This is a genomic window from Pseudoxanthomonas wuyuanensis, from assembly GCF_900215535.1.
Lineage (GTDB): Bacteria > Pseudomonadota > Gammaproteobacteria > Xanthomonadales > Xanthomonadaceae > Pseudoxanthomonas_A > Pseudoxanthomonas_A wuyuanensis.
This window is the reverse complement of sequence record NZ_OCND01000008.1, coordinates 163482-180207: the sequence shown is the minus strand read 5'-3', so window position 1 is coordinate 180207 and position 16726 is coordinate 163482. Positions and strand designations below refer to the sequence as shown.

Below are 16726 nucleotides of genomic sequence, written 5' to 3'. Positions count from 1 at the left end.
GCCGTCCCTCAGACGAAGAACGAAGGACGCGGAATGAAGAGAAGCAGTTCACGGAAAGCTCTTTCCATCGCCTTGCTTGCTGTCACCACCGGCACGACCGGTCTGGCCCCGGCCCAGGAGGCCACAGCCGTGGTCGCGCAATCCCAGGCAGGCACTGAGCCCATCGACACCAAAATCGAGGTGCCCGTGGCATCGCTGCTGCCGCTGTACGGCACCGCGGCGCAGGTGACGGAGGAGGTGGACGCCAACGTCGACCCGCCAGCGACCCACGCGGATTCAAGCAGTGCCGACAGGCCGCTGCCGGCGGCAGGACCGGAACCAGCAGCAACCAACCTGGAGTCGATCATCGTTACCGGCACACGCATCCGTGGCGGGACAACGCCATCGCCGGTCATCACGATTGGCAGCGAACGGATCCGGGAGGAAGGCTTCGCGGACCTGGGTGAGGTCATCCGGAACATTCCGCAAAACTTCAGTGGCGGGCAGAATCCCGGCGTGGTGACGGCAACCGGTTCCGGCAACACCTACAACCAGAACGCCACCGGCGGATCCAGCCTGAATCTGCGGGGCATCGGTGCGGATGCCACGCTGACGCTATTGAATGGCCGGCGTCTGCCCAACAGCGGCTTCGGCCAGGCGGTGGACATCAGCGCCATTCCGGTCGCCGCGGTGGAGCGCATTGATATCGTCGCCGACGGTGCGTCGGCCATCTACGGCTCCGACGCGGTTGCGGGCGTTGGCAATGTGGTGCTCAAACGCGACTTCGACGGGGTGACCCTCAGCACCCGCCATGGCGGAGCCACGGACGGCGGGCTGACAACCCGGGAGTACGCCGCGGTTGCCGGTACGGCCTGGGCAAGTGGCGGGCTGATAGCCACCTACAAGGACAGCACGGTCGACCCGATTCACGCCGGCCAACGCCGTTACACGGCGCACATGGACGAGCCGTTCGTTCTCTATCCAGGAAGTGACCTCGGCAGCGGCCTGCTCAGCGCGCATCAAGCATTGGGCGACCGCGCCGAATTTCAGCTGGATGCCTTCCGGACAGAACGGAGCCAGGCCTGGTACCAAAACTACGGAGCGTTCTACTACGAGAACTTCTCGGAAACCACCACCACGTCCGTGGCGCCAGGCATGGAGTTTTCACTTCCCGGCGGCTGGGTAGTGACGGTCGGGGCGGCATGGGGAAAAGACAGGAACGTCAACAGGACGCAGATGGTGGTGGCGGGGACCAATGCATCCACCCTTGCGCTTCACTCCTGCTATTGCAATGAAAGCGAATCGTTTGAGGCGGGAGCGGAAGGCCCATTGTTCACGCTACCGGGTGGCGAGGCGCGACTGGCAGTGGGCGCCGGAAACCGTAGGAGTGATTACGAAAACATCTCCTATCTGCGCGGCACCCGCGAAGGCGGCCGGCAAAGCAGCCGCCATGCGTATGGCGAATTGAATCTGCCGCTGGTCGGCCCGGACATGGGTGTTGCCGGCGTCCGCAGGCTGGTGCTGTCTGCCGCGTTGCGCGGAGAGGACTACGACAGCTTTGGCAGTGTCACCACTCCCAAGCTCGGAGTGATCTATAGCCCCGGTCCCGACCTCACCTTGAAGGCGTCCTGGGGCGAATCCTTCAAGGCGCCGATGCTGAGCCAACTGTATGCAAACCGGATTGCGGGCCTTTGGACGGCCAGCGCGGTAGGCGGGGCGGGGTATCCTTCTGACGCCACGGTACTGATGGCCTTCGGCGGCAACCCTGAGCTGGAGCCGGAGCGCGCGAACACCTTGACGACCTCATTGGCCTTCCATCCGGCTGCGCTGCCGGCGCTTGAAGCAGAGCTGACGTGGTTCCGCATCAACTATGACCAACGGGTGATACAGCCATTACCGGTGTACAGCCAGAGCCTGAGCAATCCCGCGCTGGCCGATTTTATCCTGTACTCCCCGGATGCAGAGGAACTGGCAGCGGTCCTGGCCACCTACTCCCATGCGTTCTACAACTACGCCGGCGCCGATTACGACCCGGACAAGGTGGTGGCCATTGCATACGGCCAATACGCCAATGCGATGCGGCAGCGCATCGAGGGTGTCGATTTGAGCGGTAGCTACCGGATGGACCTAGGTACGGGACGGCTGACGCTTCGCGGCTCGGCAAGCTGGCTGGACAGCTCGCAGAGAAACACCGCGAATCAACCGCCCTTCGACCTGTCGGGCACGCTGTTCTATCCCGCAAAGGTCAGCGCCCGGCTTGGTGCCGTCTGGGACAACGGCAGCCTCACGGCATCGATGTTCGCCAACCATATTGATGGCGTAGCCGACCGCACGACGGGTAAGCGGACGTCTTCATTCACAACGGTCGACGCGACAATCCGCTACGTGGTTGATGGACGCCATGGTCCGTGGTCGGGGCTGGAGATTTCGCTCATTGGCCAGAACCTGCTCAACAGGGAGCCTCCCCTGTATGCGCCTGTTGCGATGACCGATGTCCCTTACGACTCGACGAACTACTCGGCCATCGGCCGGTTTCTGAGCGTCGCAGTGTCCAAGCATTGGTGAGGCTTCCGACGTGACTGGTGATGCAGGTTTGGTCTGCATGGATGTGCGCGTGCCGGCGGCCTCCGGTAGTCGCACCGGGTATCCGGGCGTTGTAGCGGTTGCGCTGCTATGCGCGTCGCTGCTTTCCTTCGCCGCGGAGGCCCAGCCAGTGCGCATTTCCCCGAAGAGGTTGCTGGAAGTGGCCGACATAGTCGGGCCGGTCGTCTCGCCGGACGGACGGCACGTTGCTTTCCGGGTGGAGCAGGCATCGATCGAACACAACCGCTATGACACGTTCTGGTACATCCAGGACGTGGATGGGAGCGCGCCACCGCGGAGAATCGCAGATGGCGGAACTCCGCTTCGGGACTATTCGACGGGGCTTTCCATCCCTGCCATCCCGATATGGGCGCACGATGGTCACGCTATCTTCTACCGCGCGCTCTTCGATGGAAAAGCCGAGGTATGGCGTGCCGCTGCGGACGGATCCGGTGCCGCACCGATGACGTCAGACCCGGCGGACATCCGGGACTTCGAACTGGGCAGGGGTGGCGCCGTCCTGAGATACAGCGTGGGTGCTACCCGCGAGGAGATCATCGCTGCGGAGCAGGCCGAATACGACAGCGGAGTGCACATCGACGATACGGTCTTCGTCGGCGCCGGGCTGTTCCGTTCTAGCCAGCTGCAGGGAAGGGCAGCGACCCAGCGCTTCATGGGGCCGTGGTTCGAACCGGGACCATTGCTGGGCAAGAGGGGAAGCCGCTGGAAGGAACTGGACCTGGAAACGCTGGAGGTGCGGGATGTCGGTTCGTCGGAGGCGCCCGGGCAGGCGCCGTCAACGTTGGGGTTGCCGGAGCATCTGACGCCTTGGAAATGGGCGCAGAATCCCGACGACGAACGCATTGCGCTGCTGACGAGGGTAGGCGACGCGGCGGGGCGATTTTCCAAGCCGGATGTCGAACTCGCAATCGCGCCGAGCGCGCGGGCTGGCCAGGTGGTGACGTGCCAGGATCCGCTGTGCGCGGGCAGAAACATCACGGCGCTCCAGTGGCGTCCGGGGCACGACGAGGTGTTGTTTACCGTCACCGACAGGCGTGAAGGGAGAGCGCAGTCGATCTACCGGTGGGACGTCAAACGGGGCGTTGTCGATTTCGTCGTCCGGTCTCGTGGATTGCTGGGAGGGGACAGCACTCAACAGCGGTTCCAGGATGTCCCATGCGGCGTTTCGGCCGACGCGCTGGTGTGCGTCACTGCGGAGGCCGATCGCCCGCCGCGGCTCGAGGCCATCGATATCGAAACCGGCCGGAGAACGCCGCTGTTCGAGCCGAATGCCGTGCTGGCATCAGATATTGCGGCAACGGTGCCAGCAGAACTGTTCCGATGGCAGGATGAGCACGGGGAAGAGTTCTCCGGCTGGCTGTTCGCGGCGCCCGGCGCGGAGCGTGCCCCGCTGTTCGTGACGTACTACAGCTGCGAGGGATTCTTGCGCGGTGGTGTCGGGGACGAGTGGCCACTGATGACACTTGCCGGACATGGAATATCGGCGCTGTGTATCAATGCGAATCCTGGCTATCTGGATGTCGTCAGGTATTACGACCAGGGCCTTTCGGCGGTCAAGGGCGCGGTGGACGCGCTAGCCGCACATGGCCGGATAGATCCTTCCAGGGTTGGCATGGGTGGCTTGAGCTACGGAAGCGAGGTAACGATGTGGACGCTCATGCGCTCCGGCCTGCTGTCCGCGGCCTCGATTACGTCGCCATCGCTTACGCCGAACTGGTACCTGTTCAACAGCCTGAGAGAGGGATTTCGCACCGGCGTGAAGAGCAATTGGCAACTCGGCCCGCTTGATGAAACGCCTGAACGCTGGCGGATGATGTCTCCGGTTTTCAACCTGGACAGCATCCGGGCGCCCATCCTTTTCCAGATGCCGGAACAGGAATACCTGCTGGCAGTGGAGTACGCGCTTCCGCTTGTCCGGATGAAGCGGGCGGACATGTACGTGTTCCCTGACGAGCCGCACATCAAGTTCAAGCCAAAGCACAAGCTGGCTGCGTACGAGCGGAACGTCGACTGGTTCCGCTTCTGGCTGCAGGGATACGAGGGCCCGGATGCGGCGAAAGCACCGCTGTACGCGCGCTGGAACCTGATGAAGCGTGGCCACTACACGGCTGACGCGGGCAGCCGGCGGGGGGCTGATGGACCTCCCTGATGACGCACCCAGTTCTCGACCATGCAAAGATCGAACAGTCGCGTGTTCAGCGAACGCTCCGGGTGATGGGCGGATGCCGCTTCTCGTCTGAGTTCATCCAGATCGAGCAGGCCGCGCGATGCGAGCATGCCATCCATCAGGAAGCTCAGCATGGCGTCCCGGTGTCTGTCGTGGATGGCCGCGTAGTACCTGGTGTACGTGCCCTTGCTTCTGCGGTTCAATACTCCACTGGGCAGTGCATCCGAGAACGCGGATCGCGCAATGGACCTGTTCCTGCCCCCGGCGATCCACATCCAGGTGGGTACCCTTAGGCACGCCTCCATGACTGGCTGCGAGAGAAGCGGGTAACGCATTGGCCAGCGAGCGCTGCGCGCCACCCCATCACGGAACGACTGTGTTCCAGCCAGGTCGGATATCCGCTCCTGGTCTCCCGGCAGTGCATTCTCCGGCGTGTCGAACCACGGATGCGCATCGAAGGGAATGCTGCGTCTCGTCGGGTCAACGCCCTCGTGGACCGGTTTCCAATGCGGCTTGGGACCGCGAATGAGCTTCCTGAGCGCCAATCTGCCGGCTTGTGTCAGGGAGCATTGATGGAGGGTGGACAGATCCCGGATAGCGGTGATACCGGCGGACATTCCCCGTTCCTTGAATGCATCCGCTGCAGGTGTGGCGCCCCGTAGGTAGCAGAAGATGGAGTCGCCTCCAGCGCCGGAGAAGAGGCTAGCCACGTCGAGCGTGCCTGCAAGCGCGGCGACCGCGGAGTCGACGGGGTGATGGAGGATTCCCATTCCTGGCACAGTCGAATCCTGCGGCGGTGGGAATTCAAATCGGGCATTTTCCAGATCGATATCCGCGGACAGCAGTTCGAACTGGTGGTGATCCGCCACCTGCCTCGCGTACTGCCGCTCATCCGTTCCGGGTACCGGCGCCACCATGGTGCAGCAGATCGTCCTGGCATCGGCTTCGCGCAGGCAGGCTGCAACGATTGAGGAATCGAGCCCACCTGAGAGTTCAAGGAGGATAGACCGATCTATCTCGGCCCATGCTTTGACGGCCAGCGAAACGGCGCTGCGCACGATGGATGTCGCTTCGCGAGTGCTGGTGAGGCGTCGGTTCGGCGCAACGAATGTCCAAGGGGACCATATGATTGTCGTGGATGCTTGTCCTCCCCTGATGTCCAGGGAGCAACCTTGAAGCAATTCCCTGATTCCACGTAATGCTGTCCGCTCGGATCTGAGATAGGGGTAGACCAGCGCATGCATGACGAAGTCCCAATCCACTTCCCGGCTGCAAAGGCCAAGATCGCATGCAATGGACACGCTGGAGGTGACAAACCGGCCGCCCGAATGAAGGCCGTAGAAGCACGGCAGACCGCCGGAGGGGTCGCGCAGGAACCTGGCGCCAGAGCCGTCGGCTTGCTGCGGCTCTACAACCACGTATTCGCCCCAAAAGCTATCCAGGAGATGCGTCTGGAGCGACTTGTCCGTCCGGTCAAAGATCAACTCTCCGGTGACGGGCTGCCCACTCAGGGTAAACAGATGGCCTATCAGCAGTCCTCGGCCGGGAACGAGGATCGTGGGCGTTCCACTTGCGACGAAAACGTGCAGGCGATCTTGCGTCAGACAACACTTCATGCCGAGCGCTTCCAGCGCGCCGGCATTGACAAGCGGAATCTCCTGGTTCCCGTCGGATACGAGCGCGATGAACTTGTACCCCATCACCACACCAGGATCTGCGTATGGGCTGCGGTTTCTGTGACAGTTTCGTTCAAGGCGATATCGCGGAACTGGACCCAGCAATGAGCCGAGAAGGGCGAGAGCATCACGCCGAATACAAGCTTCGCTGGAAGACGGCGGTTCGCCAGGTATGTCGCCAGCGCAAGCGAGTCGAGTAGGCACGTCGATTTGATTGGAACCAGCCTCCGCGCACGAAGAAACTGCTTTGTTGCAGTTGTGATGCTTGATTCAATGGACTTGAAGATGGCTGCTTCGGCGAGAATCGCCTTCCTCTTGCGATGGGTAGCCAGGTCTCTCAGTGCATCTTCGAGGCCCATTGTCTTGAGGTGGATTCTGATCTTGATGACGGTCAGAAGAACCTCCAAGAACACACGGATGGACAGCATTTCGTCCGCCGTCTGCTCCTCCATCGCACTGCGCGTGGCCGGTTCGTCACCCCATGAGCTTCTGCTTTGAAGTGATTCTTCTGCGTTCTGTTCATTGCTGCCAAGCAGCTCGGAGAGCGAAGTTGCAAGCGGTATCTGACCGTTGATATGTGCAGTAAATGCACATTCAAGTGCTGCAGGTAGCATGAAATAGCGATCGTTCCGTATGTCCAGGAATACAGGATGTTCGTCAACAAAACAGAATGACAGGCCATCGCGCAACTGGTACTGCATGCATGCCTCCCTGGGAAAGAGTGAGGGCGCGCCACATCGACGCGCCCCGTTGATCACTCCTCGGAGATGCCGTTGGCCATCTGCTGGCCGGGACCAGCCAATTCGATCCCGACACCGGGACCCTTGGTCTCGACACTGGCGACGCCCAGCACGATGACTTCTTCCGGCGCGTTGGTACGTGCGTTTTCGTTGGTGTTCATGTCTGTCTCCTTCGTTGGCGTCATGGCGGTCCCATGACGCGCGCAGCGTAGGAGGCAGATATTTTGATTTTCAAATGATTATTGCGTTGTAACCAGATAATTATTTTCGGGTGTGACGTGCGTCCCGGCGGTGCTTGGTCGGGAAGCGGCTGGATTATTAAAGTAAATGAATTTAGTGCGGGTGAGCCAAGCCGGGCGATTGCTCTCACCGGTCGCCGGCCAGTGCCGGTAGCGACTTCGCAGGGTTCAGTGCACGCTCTTTTCTTCACTCAGCCGGGCCACGATGCACGGGACCCGTTGCTTGCGGCGTTCGTGATAGCCGCGCAACGCGGATTTCAGCGCTGGGATGTCGGGTTTGTGCCAATAGTGGATCAGTTCTGCAAGTTCGTCGTAGGCGTGTTCAAACAGCCCGCGCTTGGCGCGCCGTATCGGCGCCAGCCGGTCGTTGGCCTGCCTGACGGCAAGGTGCAGGGAGCGGTGCGCGGTTGCCTGGGCGATGGCGTCGAACAGCTGCCAGGTCAGCTTGACCAGGTCATCGTCAGCGGAGGAAAGCTCCGGCTTTACAGGCTTGCGCACCACGGGTGCGATGCCGATGTCGCAGGCCATCAGCAGCAGGCGCTCCATCCAGTCGTAGAGATCGCGCAAGGCGATTTCATTGGGCAACGGCACATGCAGGCCGGCGCGGGCATGATCGGCAACCTGGCCTTCGCCCACCAGGCGGTACAGCGCGAAGCGGACCGGCGTGGCGCTGGTCTTGAACTCCGCGGCCAGCGTGGCCGGATCGATCCGCTGCCCAGGCACATAGCGCCCCGACTGCAGCGAACGCCTGATCTGTGCGTACAGGAATGCGCTCTTGGAGTGGACCCCACTCATAGCGGAACTCCTTGTCTGCGTATGCCCTCCCGAAGCCGGATAGTACAGAAAATTGGGGAGGTGGCGGGGGTGTACTGCCCGACATACTGGAACAAATATTGCATCTGCTACCTGCGCTCCGTCGGTAAATGCATGAAGTGCGATAGACCGGTAGGCCTACCAACCAACGCTTCTGACCGGAGATGCCGCGACGCCTGAGTGATCAGGCCAACTTACGTGTGCTGAAAGCTCACGTTTGACTTCGCGGTTGTCGGACCTTGGCGGGTCGCCGTACCGCATCGGTGCTGATCAGTTGCTTATGACACAACACTACCCGCAGCTTGAACTACACGACCGCAATAGGTACATGCGTTTACCAACGCTTCCATCTTCCTTTTGCTTCCCGATAGAGATATGTTTGGCGGCATATGGTTCGCAGCGGGATGATGCTGCGGAGAATGGGGAGCAAGGGTTCGGTCCGTGTTGGTCGGAGAGGAAGTGTGATGATCTGATCGAAGATCATCAGTGATAGGGGATTGCGGTAGTAGACATGGTAGGGCTGGCAGCCTTCGTTGCCGTTTTGGGGACATCATCAGGTGAGAATGAACTTGTGGGAGCCCGCCTTCGGTGGCGTGGTCTGCTGTGTGTCGACGGCATTTGACCAAATGCGTGTTTGGCCGCCCCTTGGCCATTGCCAAGAGCTGTGCCCGCATCGTGGTGCGGACCTGAAGGCTGTGATTTAGATCGTTGATTCATGCGCCAAGGAGTTGGGGATGAAGTTGCAAGCAAGCGTATTCGGAGTATTAGTCGGTGCTCTGCTATCGCCATCGTTGGTCCAGGCACAGACTTATAGCAAGACTGAAACGATTGAGTACCACGACGATCTATCGTTGTGGGTGCTAGGTCAGGTCAAGCGCACCACCACCAACGGCAGCGAAACGTCCCGGACCGACTATGGTTGGAAGGCGCTGCCGTGGAAGACCTATAGTTTTGGCAAGCTGCAGGAGACCCTTTCCTACGATTCAACGTCCACGGTTGCAAGCGGCCAGCTGGGCACGCTCAAGACCATCACCGACGGCAACAACAACGTGACCACGGCCACCGCCTGGAAGCGTGGCATTCCGCAATCCATCAAGTACCCGGGTACACCGGAATCCCCCACGGGCGCTACGCAATCGGCAACAGTCAGCGACGCGGGCTGGATTACCTCGGTCACCGACGAGAACGGCTACAAGACCTGCTATGGCTACGATGCGATGGGGCGCATCAACCTGATTACCTACCCGTCGGAGACGCAGCTGGGAGTCTGCGATACCTCCGCCTGGGCTCCCACCACAATCACTTTCGCAGCCACCGGCAACGCGGCGGCCTACGGCATGCCGGCGGGGCATTGGCGGCAAACCACACTGACCGGCAATGGCCGGAAGATTCTCATCTTCGACGCCCTCTGGCGCCCGGTGGTCGAGCAGACGCTCGACTTGGGCAATGTCAGCGGCACCCTGTCGGAGGTCATCAAACGTTACGACCCCGAAGGCCGCCTGGCCTTCCAGTCCTATCCGATGAATACCGGCGGACAGGCCAACTACGCGGACACCAACCTCAAGGGAACCAAGACCACCTACGATGCCCTGGGCCGGGTGACATCGGTGTCGCAGGACAGCGAACTGGGGCCGCTGACCACCACCACCCGCTATCTGGCGGGCTTCAAGACCGAGGTGACCAACCCCCGGTTGCAGAAGACGACGACCAGCTACATGGCCTACGACCAGCCGACCTACGACTGGCCCACGGCTATTGTCCACCCGGAAGGTGCGTTTACCGACATCAGTCGCGACGCGTTCGGCAAACCCAAAGCCATCGGCCGCCGCAACGCCAACACGACGACCGCGCTCTCGCGCCACTATGTCTATGACGGTTACCAGCGGCTGTGCAAGGTCGTGGAGCCGGAGACCAAGGCCACGGTGCTGGACTACGACAACGCCGACAACCTGCTGGGCTCGGCCGCGGGCCTGAACCTGCTGAGCCTGAGTAGCTGCAACACCGGCGAAGCCGCCGCCTCCGGCCGCCGCGTGCAGCGCAGCTACGACGCGCGCAACCGGGTGGCGACGCTGGCCTTCCCGGACGGCAACGGCAACCAGCGCTGGACGTATTGGCCCGATGGCCAGGTCAAGCAGGTCACCACCACCAATGCCGGCGTGGCGACGCACAACAGCTACGCCTACAACCGGCGCCGCCTGCTGGCCGGCGAAAGTCTGAGCCCGGCCGACGGCGAGGCCTGGGCCATGTCCTATGGCTATACCCGCAACGGCCACCTGGCCAGTACCCGCTACCCGTCGGGGCAGACCGTGGCCTATGCGCCCAATGCGCTGGGGCAGGCCACGCGGGCCGGGACGTATGCCACCGGCGTGAGCTACTACCCCAATGGCGCCATCAAGCAGTTCACCTATGGCAATGGCATCGTGCACACGCTGGCGCAGAACGCCCGCCAGTTGCCCGACACCAGCCGGGATGCCTATGGCAGCACCGCGTTCCTCAGCGACAGTTACGACTACGACCACAACGGCAACGTGGCCGCCATCAGCGACGGTGCCACCGGCCGCAACCAGCGCGGCAACCGTACCCTGACCTATGACGGCCTGGACCGGTTGACCCAGGCGGTCTCGCCGATGTTCGGCACCGCCAGCTACGGTTATGACGTGCTGGACAACCTGACCCGGGTGGTGGCCCCGGGCCGGGACCATCACTACTGCTATGACGGCAACTGGCAGCTGACCAACATCAAGGCCGGCGGGTGCACGGGCAGCACGGTCATTGGCCTGGGTTATGACGTGCAGGGCAACCTGAACAACAAGAACGGCCAGGGCTTCGTGTTCGACTACGGCAACCGCCTACGCACGGCGACCGGCAAGGAAAGCTATCGCTACGACGGCCACGGCCGGCGCACCCATGCCGCGCACAGCACCGGCACCATCCGCTCGATGTACGACCAGGGCGGGGTGCTGCGCCACCAGAAGAACGCGCGCCAGAATACGACGACCGACTACATCCAATTGGGCGGCAGCCTGGTGGCCGAAGCCGAGTGGCCGCTGGGGCAGCTGCCGTCCACCCTGGACTATGTGAATTGGTCGTCGGTGAGCGGGGCGGTGCGGTACGTGGTCGAGGAGAGCGTGGACGGGGTGACATGGGCCTCCGTCTACGAGGGCAGCGACCTGGCCTGGACGTCGCTGGCCCGGCCGTCGGGCACCTATACGTACCGGGTGTTGGCCTGCAATGCCGCCGGTGTCTGCACGGCGGTGTCCAGCGTGACGCATGCGCAGCGGCCGGCCTTCAACATCGTGCCGCTGCTGTACCAGATTATTTTGAGCTGAGCACAAATCCCAAGGAGCGATGGAAATGCGTCATCTACTACTGGCCGGTCTGGTCGCGGTCGCGTTGATGGGGGCGTCCGTCTCCGCTCACTCGGCCGAGCATCTCGTCGGACAGGTCACACGGGTCTATGTCACCTCGGCTGGAACCGTCAACTTCCGACTGAGCGGGGGCTGCAAAACGAGTACCTATTTTTACTTCTCGTTGGCCAGTGATGCCAGCAAGGCGTGGTACGCGATGTTGCTCAGCGCCGCCACTACCAAGCAGCCGGTGCGCATCTCGATTGCCGACCCCTGTGATGCCACGATAAACCAGCCCATCCAGTACATCTTCCAGGATTTTTAAGTGCTAAGCGCCAGGGGGAAGTGCTCTTCACGACGGAAGATTCAAGGGGAGAGCCGATGGGTGCCAGGCGCCTCTTCACCACTGCCCCGCACGACTGCGAGGGTCCTGACGCTACGGAACGCAAGTGTCAAGCAGCGTTGTTCGATTAACGATTTTCGCTAAGGAGATAGTAATGAGGTTGTTTCGACAGGGAGTCCTGAGCGCTTGCGCCTTGCTGCTGCTTGCGGCCAGTGGCCCGGCGTTGGCATTGCAGAACTTCACCGGGCGGGTCATGAAGGTTGAACTGACCTACATGCCTGGCCGGGTCCAGTTCACACTGGACCAAGGCAACACCGCTTGTCCGGCGGGCAAGGTGCTTATTTGGCAAAACTCGAACATTGAGAACAACAAGGTAGTGTATGCCGCGCTGGTCACGGCATTGGCGGGCGGCCACCAGATAAATTTCTATATCGATGACGACGACCAAGCATGCATAGGGCGTTACATCTACCTGGTGCCCGCGTAATGGAGGCAGGCCAAGGAAATACCCCACCCATGCCAATCGGGAGGAAAAGGTCCGTCATGTCTCGTCACGCGATAACCGTCAGAACTGCTGCGTGGGCCGCGTGCCTGCTGCTTCCCAGTTTGGCATCGGCCCAGGCGCTGTCGCCCCCGCCCATGGAGGCCGAGATTCCGATGGCTTCGGCCAGCGCTACTCAAGCGGCAGTGATGGCCACCACGACCCTGGAGGTGTTGAGCGATGTCCAGGTCACCCAAATCGGCACCTACCAGGACACGCCGACGCACTTTGTCTGGTTCACCAAGCGGGGGCCGCAATGCGCGTTGGAGGCAAACCCGGTCCACCGGTTCTCCGACGACAAAGCCAGCGGCGCCGCGCTGCATGCGACCTTGATGACCGCACTGGTCAATCAGCGGAAGCTGGATGTCCGTGTGAACGGGTGCCAGATTTATGAGGTCTATCTGCGCTAGTGGTCCGAGCTGTGGAATGTCTTTCTCGTAACGGCTGTCAACGAAGTTATGGTGCTCCAAAAATAATTACATACAAACAGTGCAAGGAAGCGGTTAACGCTGGCAGGAAAGATAGTGAGAGTCGCAACAGCGGCACAGTTATGGGGAAATGAAATGAAGACGGCGATGGTTATTTTCCTGATGATCCTGTGCATCCCTGGGGTGGTGCAGGCTACGCCTACAGGAGAGCGGGTGTCAGTAGTAAGCGTACGCCCCTATTCCGGCGGCTTGATATACGTGCAAGTTTCATCCAGCGACTTCTGCGGCACCAATGTGTTCGCTTTCAGTGCCAGCGAAGTTAACGGCAAGGAGATGTACGCGGCGGCACTGACAGCCCTGGTATCCGGCAAGCAGGTGCGGCTTGAAGTGTCCACCGCCACGGGATGCACCGGTTATGGCTCTCGGTTGCAGTCCATCTATCTCTACAGCTGAACAATTTGCTTGGACAGGGGACAACCATGAGGCAGACGGCTATAGCACCACGCCACGGCCCATCAAAGGGTAAGTTGAGCGAGGGGATTTTATGCGTCGCCGCACTGCCAACTTGTTGGGTCAAGGAGGAAAATAATGCGTAAGCTGGCGATGGCCTTGGTGGTCTCGTTCGCCCTGCCGGCGGTGGCGTCCAACCCAGCGCCGCAGACGGAAGTGAGCAATCTTCATTTCATGCCTAACGGTGCGGTGCTCTTCCACACCAGTACGGCGAGGGCCGATGTGCCGGCATGCGCAGCAGGTCAGACGACGCGACGGGCGATTGACACCAACACGGCCGCGGGCAAAGCCCAGCTGGCCGGGCTGTTGTCAGCCCACTCGATGGGAAAGAAGGTCCAGGTGTTTGGAACCGACACCTGCTCCATCTGGGGGGATACGGAATCGGTCAGCTACCTTCGGCTGTACTGAAGTGCCGCGTGGTTGCTTATCCAGCCAAAGCCACCGGCATGACGGTGGCGCGCCCTGGTTGCATGTGATGCGGGTACGATGAAATGCCAACTGATGGGAGTGCGTGTGGAATGAAGCGAATGCTGGTGCTGGCGATGCTACTGCTGGTCGCGAATCGGGCTTATGCTCTCGAGCATGTCGTTGCAAAGGTGACCCTGGTGGAAGCAACCTATGTGCCTGCTGCGGTAGCTTTCATACTGTCGAAAGGCACGGTTTCTTGCCCAGCGGGCAAATTTTTGTTCTGGGAGCGAAGCGCAGAGAACAACAAGGCCGTATACGCCATGTTGATGGCGGCGCTGATTGGCGGGAACAAAATTCAGGTGGTTTTCAATGACGGGGATACTGGCTGTGTGCCGCAGTACCTCCACCTGGTGGAATGACAAAATGCGAGGCATTAGTGGGGGTATAAAGACAATGGCGAAGATCATAGGGGCGGCGATGGCGCTCGTGGTCAGCGCTACGGCCTTGGCTGATGAATGGAAGTTCTTCCAGTCAGTGCAAATTACCAGCATGGTCCAATGGCAAGGTCGCAATGAAGTGCTATTTGAAGTTGCGCCGAATACATACTGCTATGTGGGGCCGGACGAAAATATCAATATTGCGCTGGTGATGACACTCTATAGCACTGCGCGAAAGGCGGATGTGCATTGCTTTCCGACAGCGGTAACCATTGGTGGGATAGACGCATATCCGTTACACCGAATAATAGCCCGTTAGAAGCTACCTCTCATCCTGTGTCGATTCAATCCATTCATTCGAGCAGCATCGGCGGCTTCCAGCGAAAGGTCTCGGCAAGCCGCGCGCCGATATTTGGCGATGAAATGTCACATACAAACAGCGTAAGGAACCGGCGAATGGCGACAGGACTTCATAGCATCATGTCAATGGCAGTGAGAGCCGTAGTGGCAGCTTTGCTATGGCTGCTGGCGCTGAGCACTTCCGCCCAAACCGTCCGGTACATCCACACAGACGCCCTGGGTTCGGTCGCGGTGGTGACCGACCAGAACCGCAATGTCGTCGAACGACGTGAGTACGAGCCGTATGGCCGTCAGCTAACACCTGCAATCAAGGATGGCCCCGGGTACACCGGCCATGTGCAAGACGCGGCGACTGGGCTGACGTATATGCAGCAGCGCTATTACGATCCAGGAATTGGAAGGTTCCTGTCTGTCGATCCAATCACAGCGCTAAGCAGTCCGGCTGGGATGTTCAATCGCTATAAGTACGCAGCGAACAATCCATACGGCTTCAAAGACCCGGATGGCCGACAAGAGTGCCGTTCATGCGAGATGTCTTATGGCGCTTCGGTTGGGTATATGCTGCGCAATGACCCGGAGCGGATGCGCATATGGTCTGGCGGTGAGGCAGCGGCGACGACCGCAGGAAGTGGTGCCGAAGACGGCGCCGCACTGGGGCAGGCGGCGGGAGAGTTTGTCGATAACAGAGATTTTTCTGCTACGGCAGTTGCTACAATGGCCATTAAGGCGGTCGTATTCAAGGCGACTCACCGCAGGGTAACTCTGAGGAAGGATACTCGGCAGCAAATTGAAGCGAAGCAGCCTAGGAATAGTGAAGGTCAGATGGTTGATCCGAATACTGGCCAGCCACTTAAGCCCGGTGAGATTGATGTTGGGCATAAGCCCGGCCAAGAGTGGAGAAAGCGCAAGGCTGATCATGAGGCCTCAGGTAGTTCGCGGAGTGAGGTCATAAGAGCAGAGAACAATCCTGATATTTATCAGTTGGAAGATCGCTCTAGCAACCGTAGTCGCAGATTCGAGGATGATTGAGTGTTTATGAAGATCGGATACGTTACTGTGAGCAATCGTGTCATGGTTGATGGTCGGCGAGTCTCTTATCTGTACAGGGAAGAGCCTGATAATGAGGATGACAGCGGCTGGCGGATTTTTTCTGGCGATGAAACACAAGAGTATGCCGGCAATCCAGCCAACTTTTCGCTGTACAACGCATCGACATTGATCGAGGTTGAGCCTGCCTTGCTTGAGGTGCTATCAGCGGATTATCCAATAGCGTTCGAGCGCGACGAAGATGCTGACGACTTCATTGAAGTTCACTCAGGTGACGACCCATAGTGGTTCCAAGGGACAGACAATAGCTAAGGGAAGAACAAGCGAAGCAAATGCATACGCGAGCGAAAAGGTTGTTGAAGCCGCTCCCAAGAGTGTCATTACTGAAGTAGGTGGCAGCGCATCAGGTGGTGGAATAGTCAGTGGCTCTGTGCAAGGAAATGCTGGAGCAATTCTACCGTTAAGAAACCTCTGAACAATTCCCGCACGATGTTGGGCAATAGCAACCATTGAAGTGGTGTATAGCGATGACGCAGCTAACGTTCGGCGATGCGGAGTACGCGGGTAAACGCAAGCAGACGCGGCGGAAAGAGTTTCTGGCCAAGATGGAGCAAGTGGTGCCGTGGAACGCGCTGCTGAAGCTGATTGCCCCGCACTACCCGAAGTCGGGCCGCCCGGGTCGTCAGCCCTACGCGCTGGAGACGATGTTGCGCATTCACTTTCTGCAGCAGTGGTATGCCTTGAGCGACCCGGTGATGGAAGAAGCGCTGTACGAGATAGCCTCGTTGCACCAGTTTGCGAGGTTGTCGTTGCTGGAGGCGATTCCGGATGAGACGACGATGATGCACTTCCGTCATTTGTTGGAATGCCACGGCCTGGCGGCGAAGCTGCTGTCGGCGGTGAATGCAGACCTGTCCCGGCGCGGTTTGCTGCTGCGGCAGGGCACCATGGTGGATGCGACGATCGTTCATTCCCCGAGTTCGACCAAGAACAGCACCGGCACGCGCGACCTTAAGATGCATCAGGCCAAGAAGGGCAACCAATGGTTCTTCGGGCTGGAAGCGAAGTTCAATCGAAATGAGCATGT

Annotated in this window: 16 protein-coding genes and 1 pseudogene; 13 read left to right on the top strand and 4 right to left on the bottom strand. The window is 60.2% G+C overall.

Annotated features, from left to right (window positions below; translation table 11 throughout):
- The first annotated feature begins 33 nt into the window (after window positions 1–33).
- Entirely contained in the window at window positions 34–2544 is a 2511-nt protein-coding gene (locus CRO39_RS15990; protein ID WP_097122947.1) for a TonB-dependent receptor plug domain-containing protein, read from the top strand.
- A gap of 10 nt (window positions 2545–2554) precedes the next feature.
- Window positions 2555–4732, top strand: a complete 2178-nt coding sequence (locus CRO39_RS15985) for an Atxe2 family lasso peptide isopeptidase (RefSeq protein ID WP_141400834.1) — start codon at window positions 2555–2557, stop codon at window positions 4730–4732.
- Here the strand turns inward: CRO39_RS15985 and CRO39_RS15980 are convergent.
- The 4 genes from CRO39_RS15980 to CRO39_RS15970 all read right to left on the bottom strand — a co-directional run bounded on the left by CRO39_RS15980 (window position 4684) and on the right by CRO39_RS15970 (window position 8200).
- A complete protein-coding gene (locus CRO39_RS15980; RefSeq protein WP_097122945.1) occupies window positions 4684–6450 on the bottom strand; it encodes an asparagine synthase-related protein in 1767 nt (588 codons plus the stop codon). The two genes, CRO39_RS15985 and CRO39_RS15980, sit on opposite strands and share 49 nt — an antisense overlap.
- Complete coding sequence (locus tag CRO39_RS15975; protein ID WP_097122944.1) at window positions 6450–7127, bottom strand: lasso peptide biosynthesis B2 protein; 678 nt, start codon at window positions 7125–7127, stop codon at window positions 6450–6452. Before CRO39_RS15975 ends, CRO39_RS15980 begins: the two co-directional genes overlap by 1 nt.
- Window positions 7128–7180: 53 nt before the next feature.
- Complete coding sequence (locus tag CRO39_RS20595; RefSeq protein WP_141400833.1) at window positions 7181–7327, bottom strand: benenodin family lasso peptide; 147 nt, start codon at window positions 7325–7327, stop codon at window positions 7181–7183.
- A gap of 246 nt (window positions 7328–7573) precedes the next feature.
- Window positions 7574–8200: a GntR family transcriptional regulator gene (locus CRO39_RS15970; protein WP_097122943.1), complete on the bottom strand. Its 627-nt coding sequence runs from the start codon at window positions 8198–8200 to the stop codon at window positions 7574–7576.
- A gap of 752 nt (window positions 8201–8952) precedes the next feature.
- Here CRO39_RS15970 and CRO39_RS15965 point away from each other — a divergent pair.
- The 11 genes and pseudogenes from CRO39_RS15965 to CRO39_RS15915 all read left to right on the top strand — a co-directional run.
- Window positions 8953–11547, top strand: coding sequence for an RHS repeat domain-containing protein (locus CRO39_RS15965; protein ID WP_097122942.1), 2595 nt, complete (start codon window positions 8953–8955; stop codon window positions 11545–11547).
- A gap of 25 nt (window positions 11548–11572) precedes the next feature.
- Entirely contained in the window at window positions 11573–11890 is a 318-nt protein-coding gene (locus CRO39_RS15960; RefSeq protein ID WP_141400832.1) for a hypothetical protein, read from the top strand.
- Between the two features lie 172 nt (window positions 11891–12062).
- Window positions 12063–12395, top strand: coding sequence for a hypothetical protein (locus CRO39_RS15955; RefSeq protein WP_141400831.1), 333 nt, complete (start codon window positions 12063–12065; stop codon window positions 12393–12395).
- Between the two features lie 56 nt (window positions 12396–12451).
- Entirely contained in the window at window positions 12452–12859 is a 408-nt protein-coding gene (locus CRO39_RS15950; RefSeq protein WP_162125727.1) for a hypothetical protein, read from the top strand.
- Window positions 12860–13012: 153 nt separating this feature from the next.
- Window positions 13013–13330, top strand: a complete 318-nt coding sequence (locus tag CRO39_RS15945) for a hypothetical protein (RefSeq protein WP_097122938.1) — start codon at window positions 13013–13015, stop codon at window positions 13328–13330.
- Between the two features lie 135 nt (window positions 13331–13465).
- Window positions 13466–13795, top strand: a complete 330-nt coding sequence (locus CRO39_RS15940; protein ID WP_141400829.1) for a hypothetical protein — start codon at window positions 13466–13468, stop codon at window positions 13793–13795.
- Between the two features lie 110 nt (window positions 13796–13905).
- Complete coding sequence (locus tag CRO39_RS15935) at window positions 13906–14214, top strand: hypothetical protein (protein WP_097122936.1); 309 nt, start codon at window positions 13906–13908, stop codon at window positions 14212–14214.
- 34 nt (window positions 14215–14248) lie between these two features.
- Window positions 14249–14551: a hypothetical protein gene (locus tag CRO39_RS15930; RefSeq protein WP_097122935.1), complete on the top strand. Its 303-nt coding sequence runs from the start codon at window positions 14249–14251 to the stop codon at window positions 14549–14551.
- Between the two features lie 17 nt (window positions 14552–14568).
- Entirely contained in the window at window positions 14569–15621 is a 1053-nt protein-coding gene (locus tag CRO39_RS15925) for an RHS repeat-associated core domain-containing protein (protein ID WP_097122934.1), read from the top strand.
- 6 nt (window positions 15622–15627) lie between these two features.
- Complete coding sequence (locus CRO39_RS15920) at window positions 15628–15924, top strand: DUF2185 domain-containing protein (protein ID WP_097122933.1); 297 nt, start codon at window positions 15628–15630, stop codon at window positions 15922–15924.
- 242 nt (window positions 15925–16166) lie between these two features.
- Window positions 16167–16703 (top strand): annotated as a pseudogene (locus tag CRO39_RS15915) (IS5 family transposase); the annotation flags it as partial.
- Window positions 16704–16726 lie beyond the last annotated feature (23 nt).

Bases quoted from the DNA above. Each gene is read 5' to 3' on its own strand.
- CRO39_RS15960 (WP_141400832.1), top strand. From the start codon at position 11,573: ATGCGTCATCTACTACTGGCCGGTCTGGTCGCGGTCGCGTTGATGGGG.
- CRO39_RS15970 (WP_097122943.1), bottom strand. From the start codon at position 8,200: ATGAGTGGGGTCCACTCCAAGAGCGCATTCCTGTACGCACAGATCAGG.
- CRO39_RS15990 (WP_097122947.1), top strand. From the start codon at position 34: ATGAAGAGAAGCAGTTCACGGAAAGCTCTTTCCATCGCCTTGCTTGCT.
- CRO39_RS15980 (WP_097122945.1), bottom strand. From the start codon at position 6,450: ATGGGGTACAAGTTCATCGCGCTCGTATCCGACGGGAACCAGGAGATT.
- CRO39_RS15935 (WP_097122936.1), top strand. From the start codon at position 13,906: ATGAAGCGAATGCTGGTGCTGGCGATGCTACTGCTGGTCGCGAATCGG.
- CRO39_RS15950 (WP_162125727.1), top strand. From the start codon at position 12,452: ATGTCTCGTCACGCGATAACCGTCAGAACTGCTGCGTGGGCCGCGTGC.
- CRO39_RS15930 (WP_097122935.1), top strand. From the start codon at position 14,249: ATGGCGAAGATCATAGGGGCGGCGATGGCGCTCGTGGTCAGCGCTACG.
- CRO39_RS15965 (WP_097122942.1), top strand. From the start codon at position 8,953: ATGAAGTTGCAAGCAAGCGTATTCGGAGTATTAGTCGGTGCTCTGCTA.
- CRO39_RS15975 (WP_097122944.1), bottom strand. From the start codon at position 7,127: ATGCAGTACCAGTTGCGCGATGGCCTGTCATTCTGTTTTGTTGACGAA.
- CRO39_RS15955 (WP_141400831.1), top strand. From the start codon at position 12,063: ATGAGGTTGTTTCGACAGGGAGTCCTGAGCGCTTGCGCCTTGCTGCTG.
- CRO39_RS15920 (WP_097122933.1), top strand. From the start codon at position 15,628: ATGAAGATCGGATACGTTACTGTGAGCAATCGTGTCATGGTTGATGGT.
- CRO39_RS15945 (WP_097122938.1), top strand. From the start codon at position 13,013: ATGAAGACGGCGATGGTTATTTTCCTGATGATCCTGTGCATCCCTGGG.
- CRO39_RS20595 (WP_141400833.1), bottom strand. From the start codon at position 7,327: ATGAACACCAACGAAAACGCACGTACCAACGCGCCGGAAGAAGTCATC.
- CRO39_RS15940 (WP_141400829.1), top strand. From the start codon at position 13,466: ATGCGTAAGCTGGCGATGGCCTTGGTGGTCTCGTTCGCCCTGCCGGCG.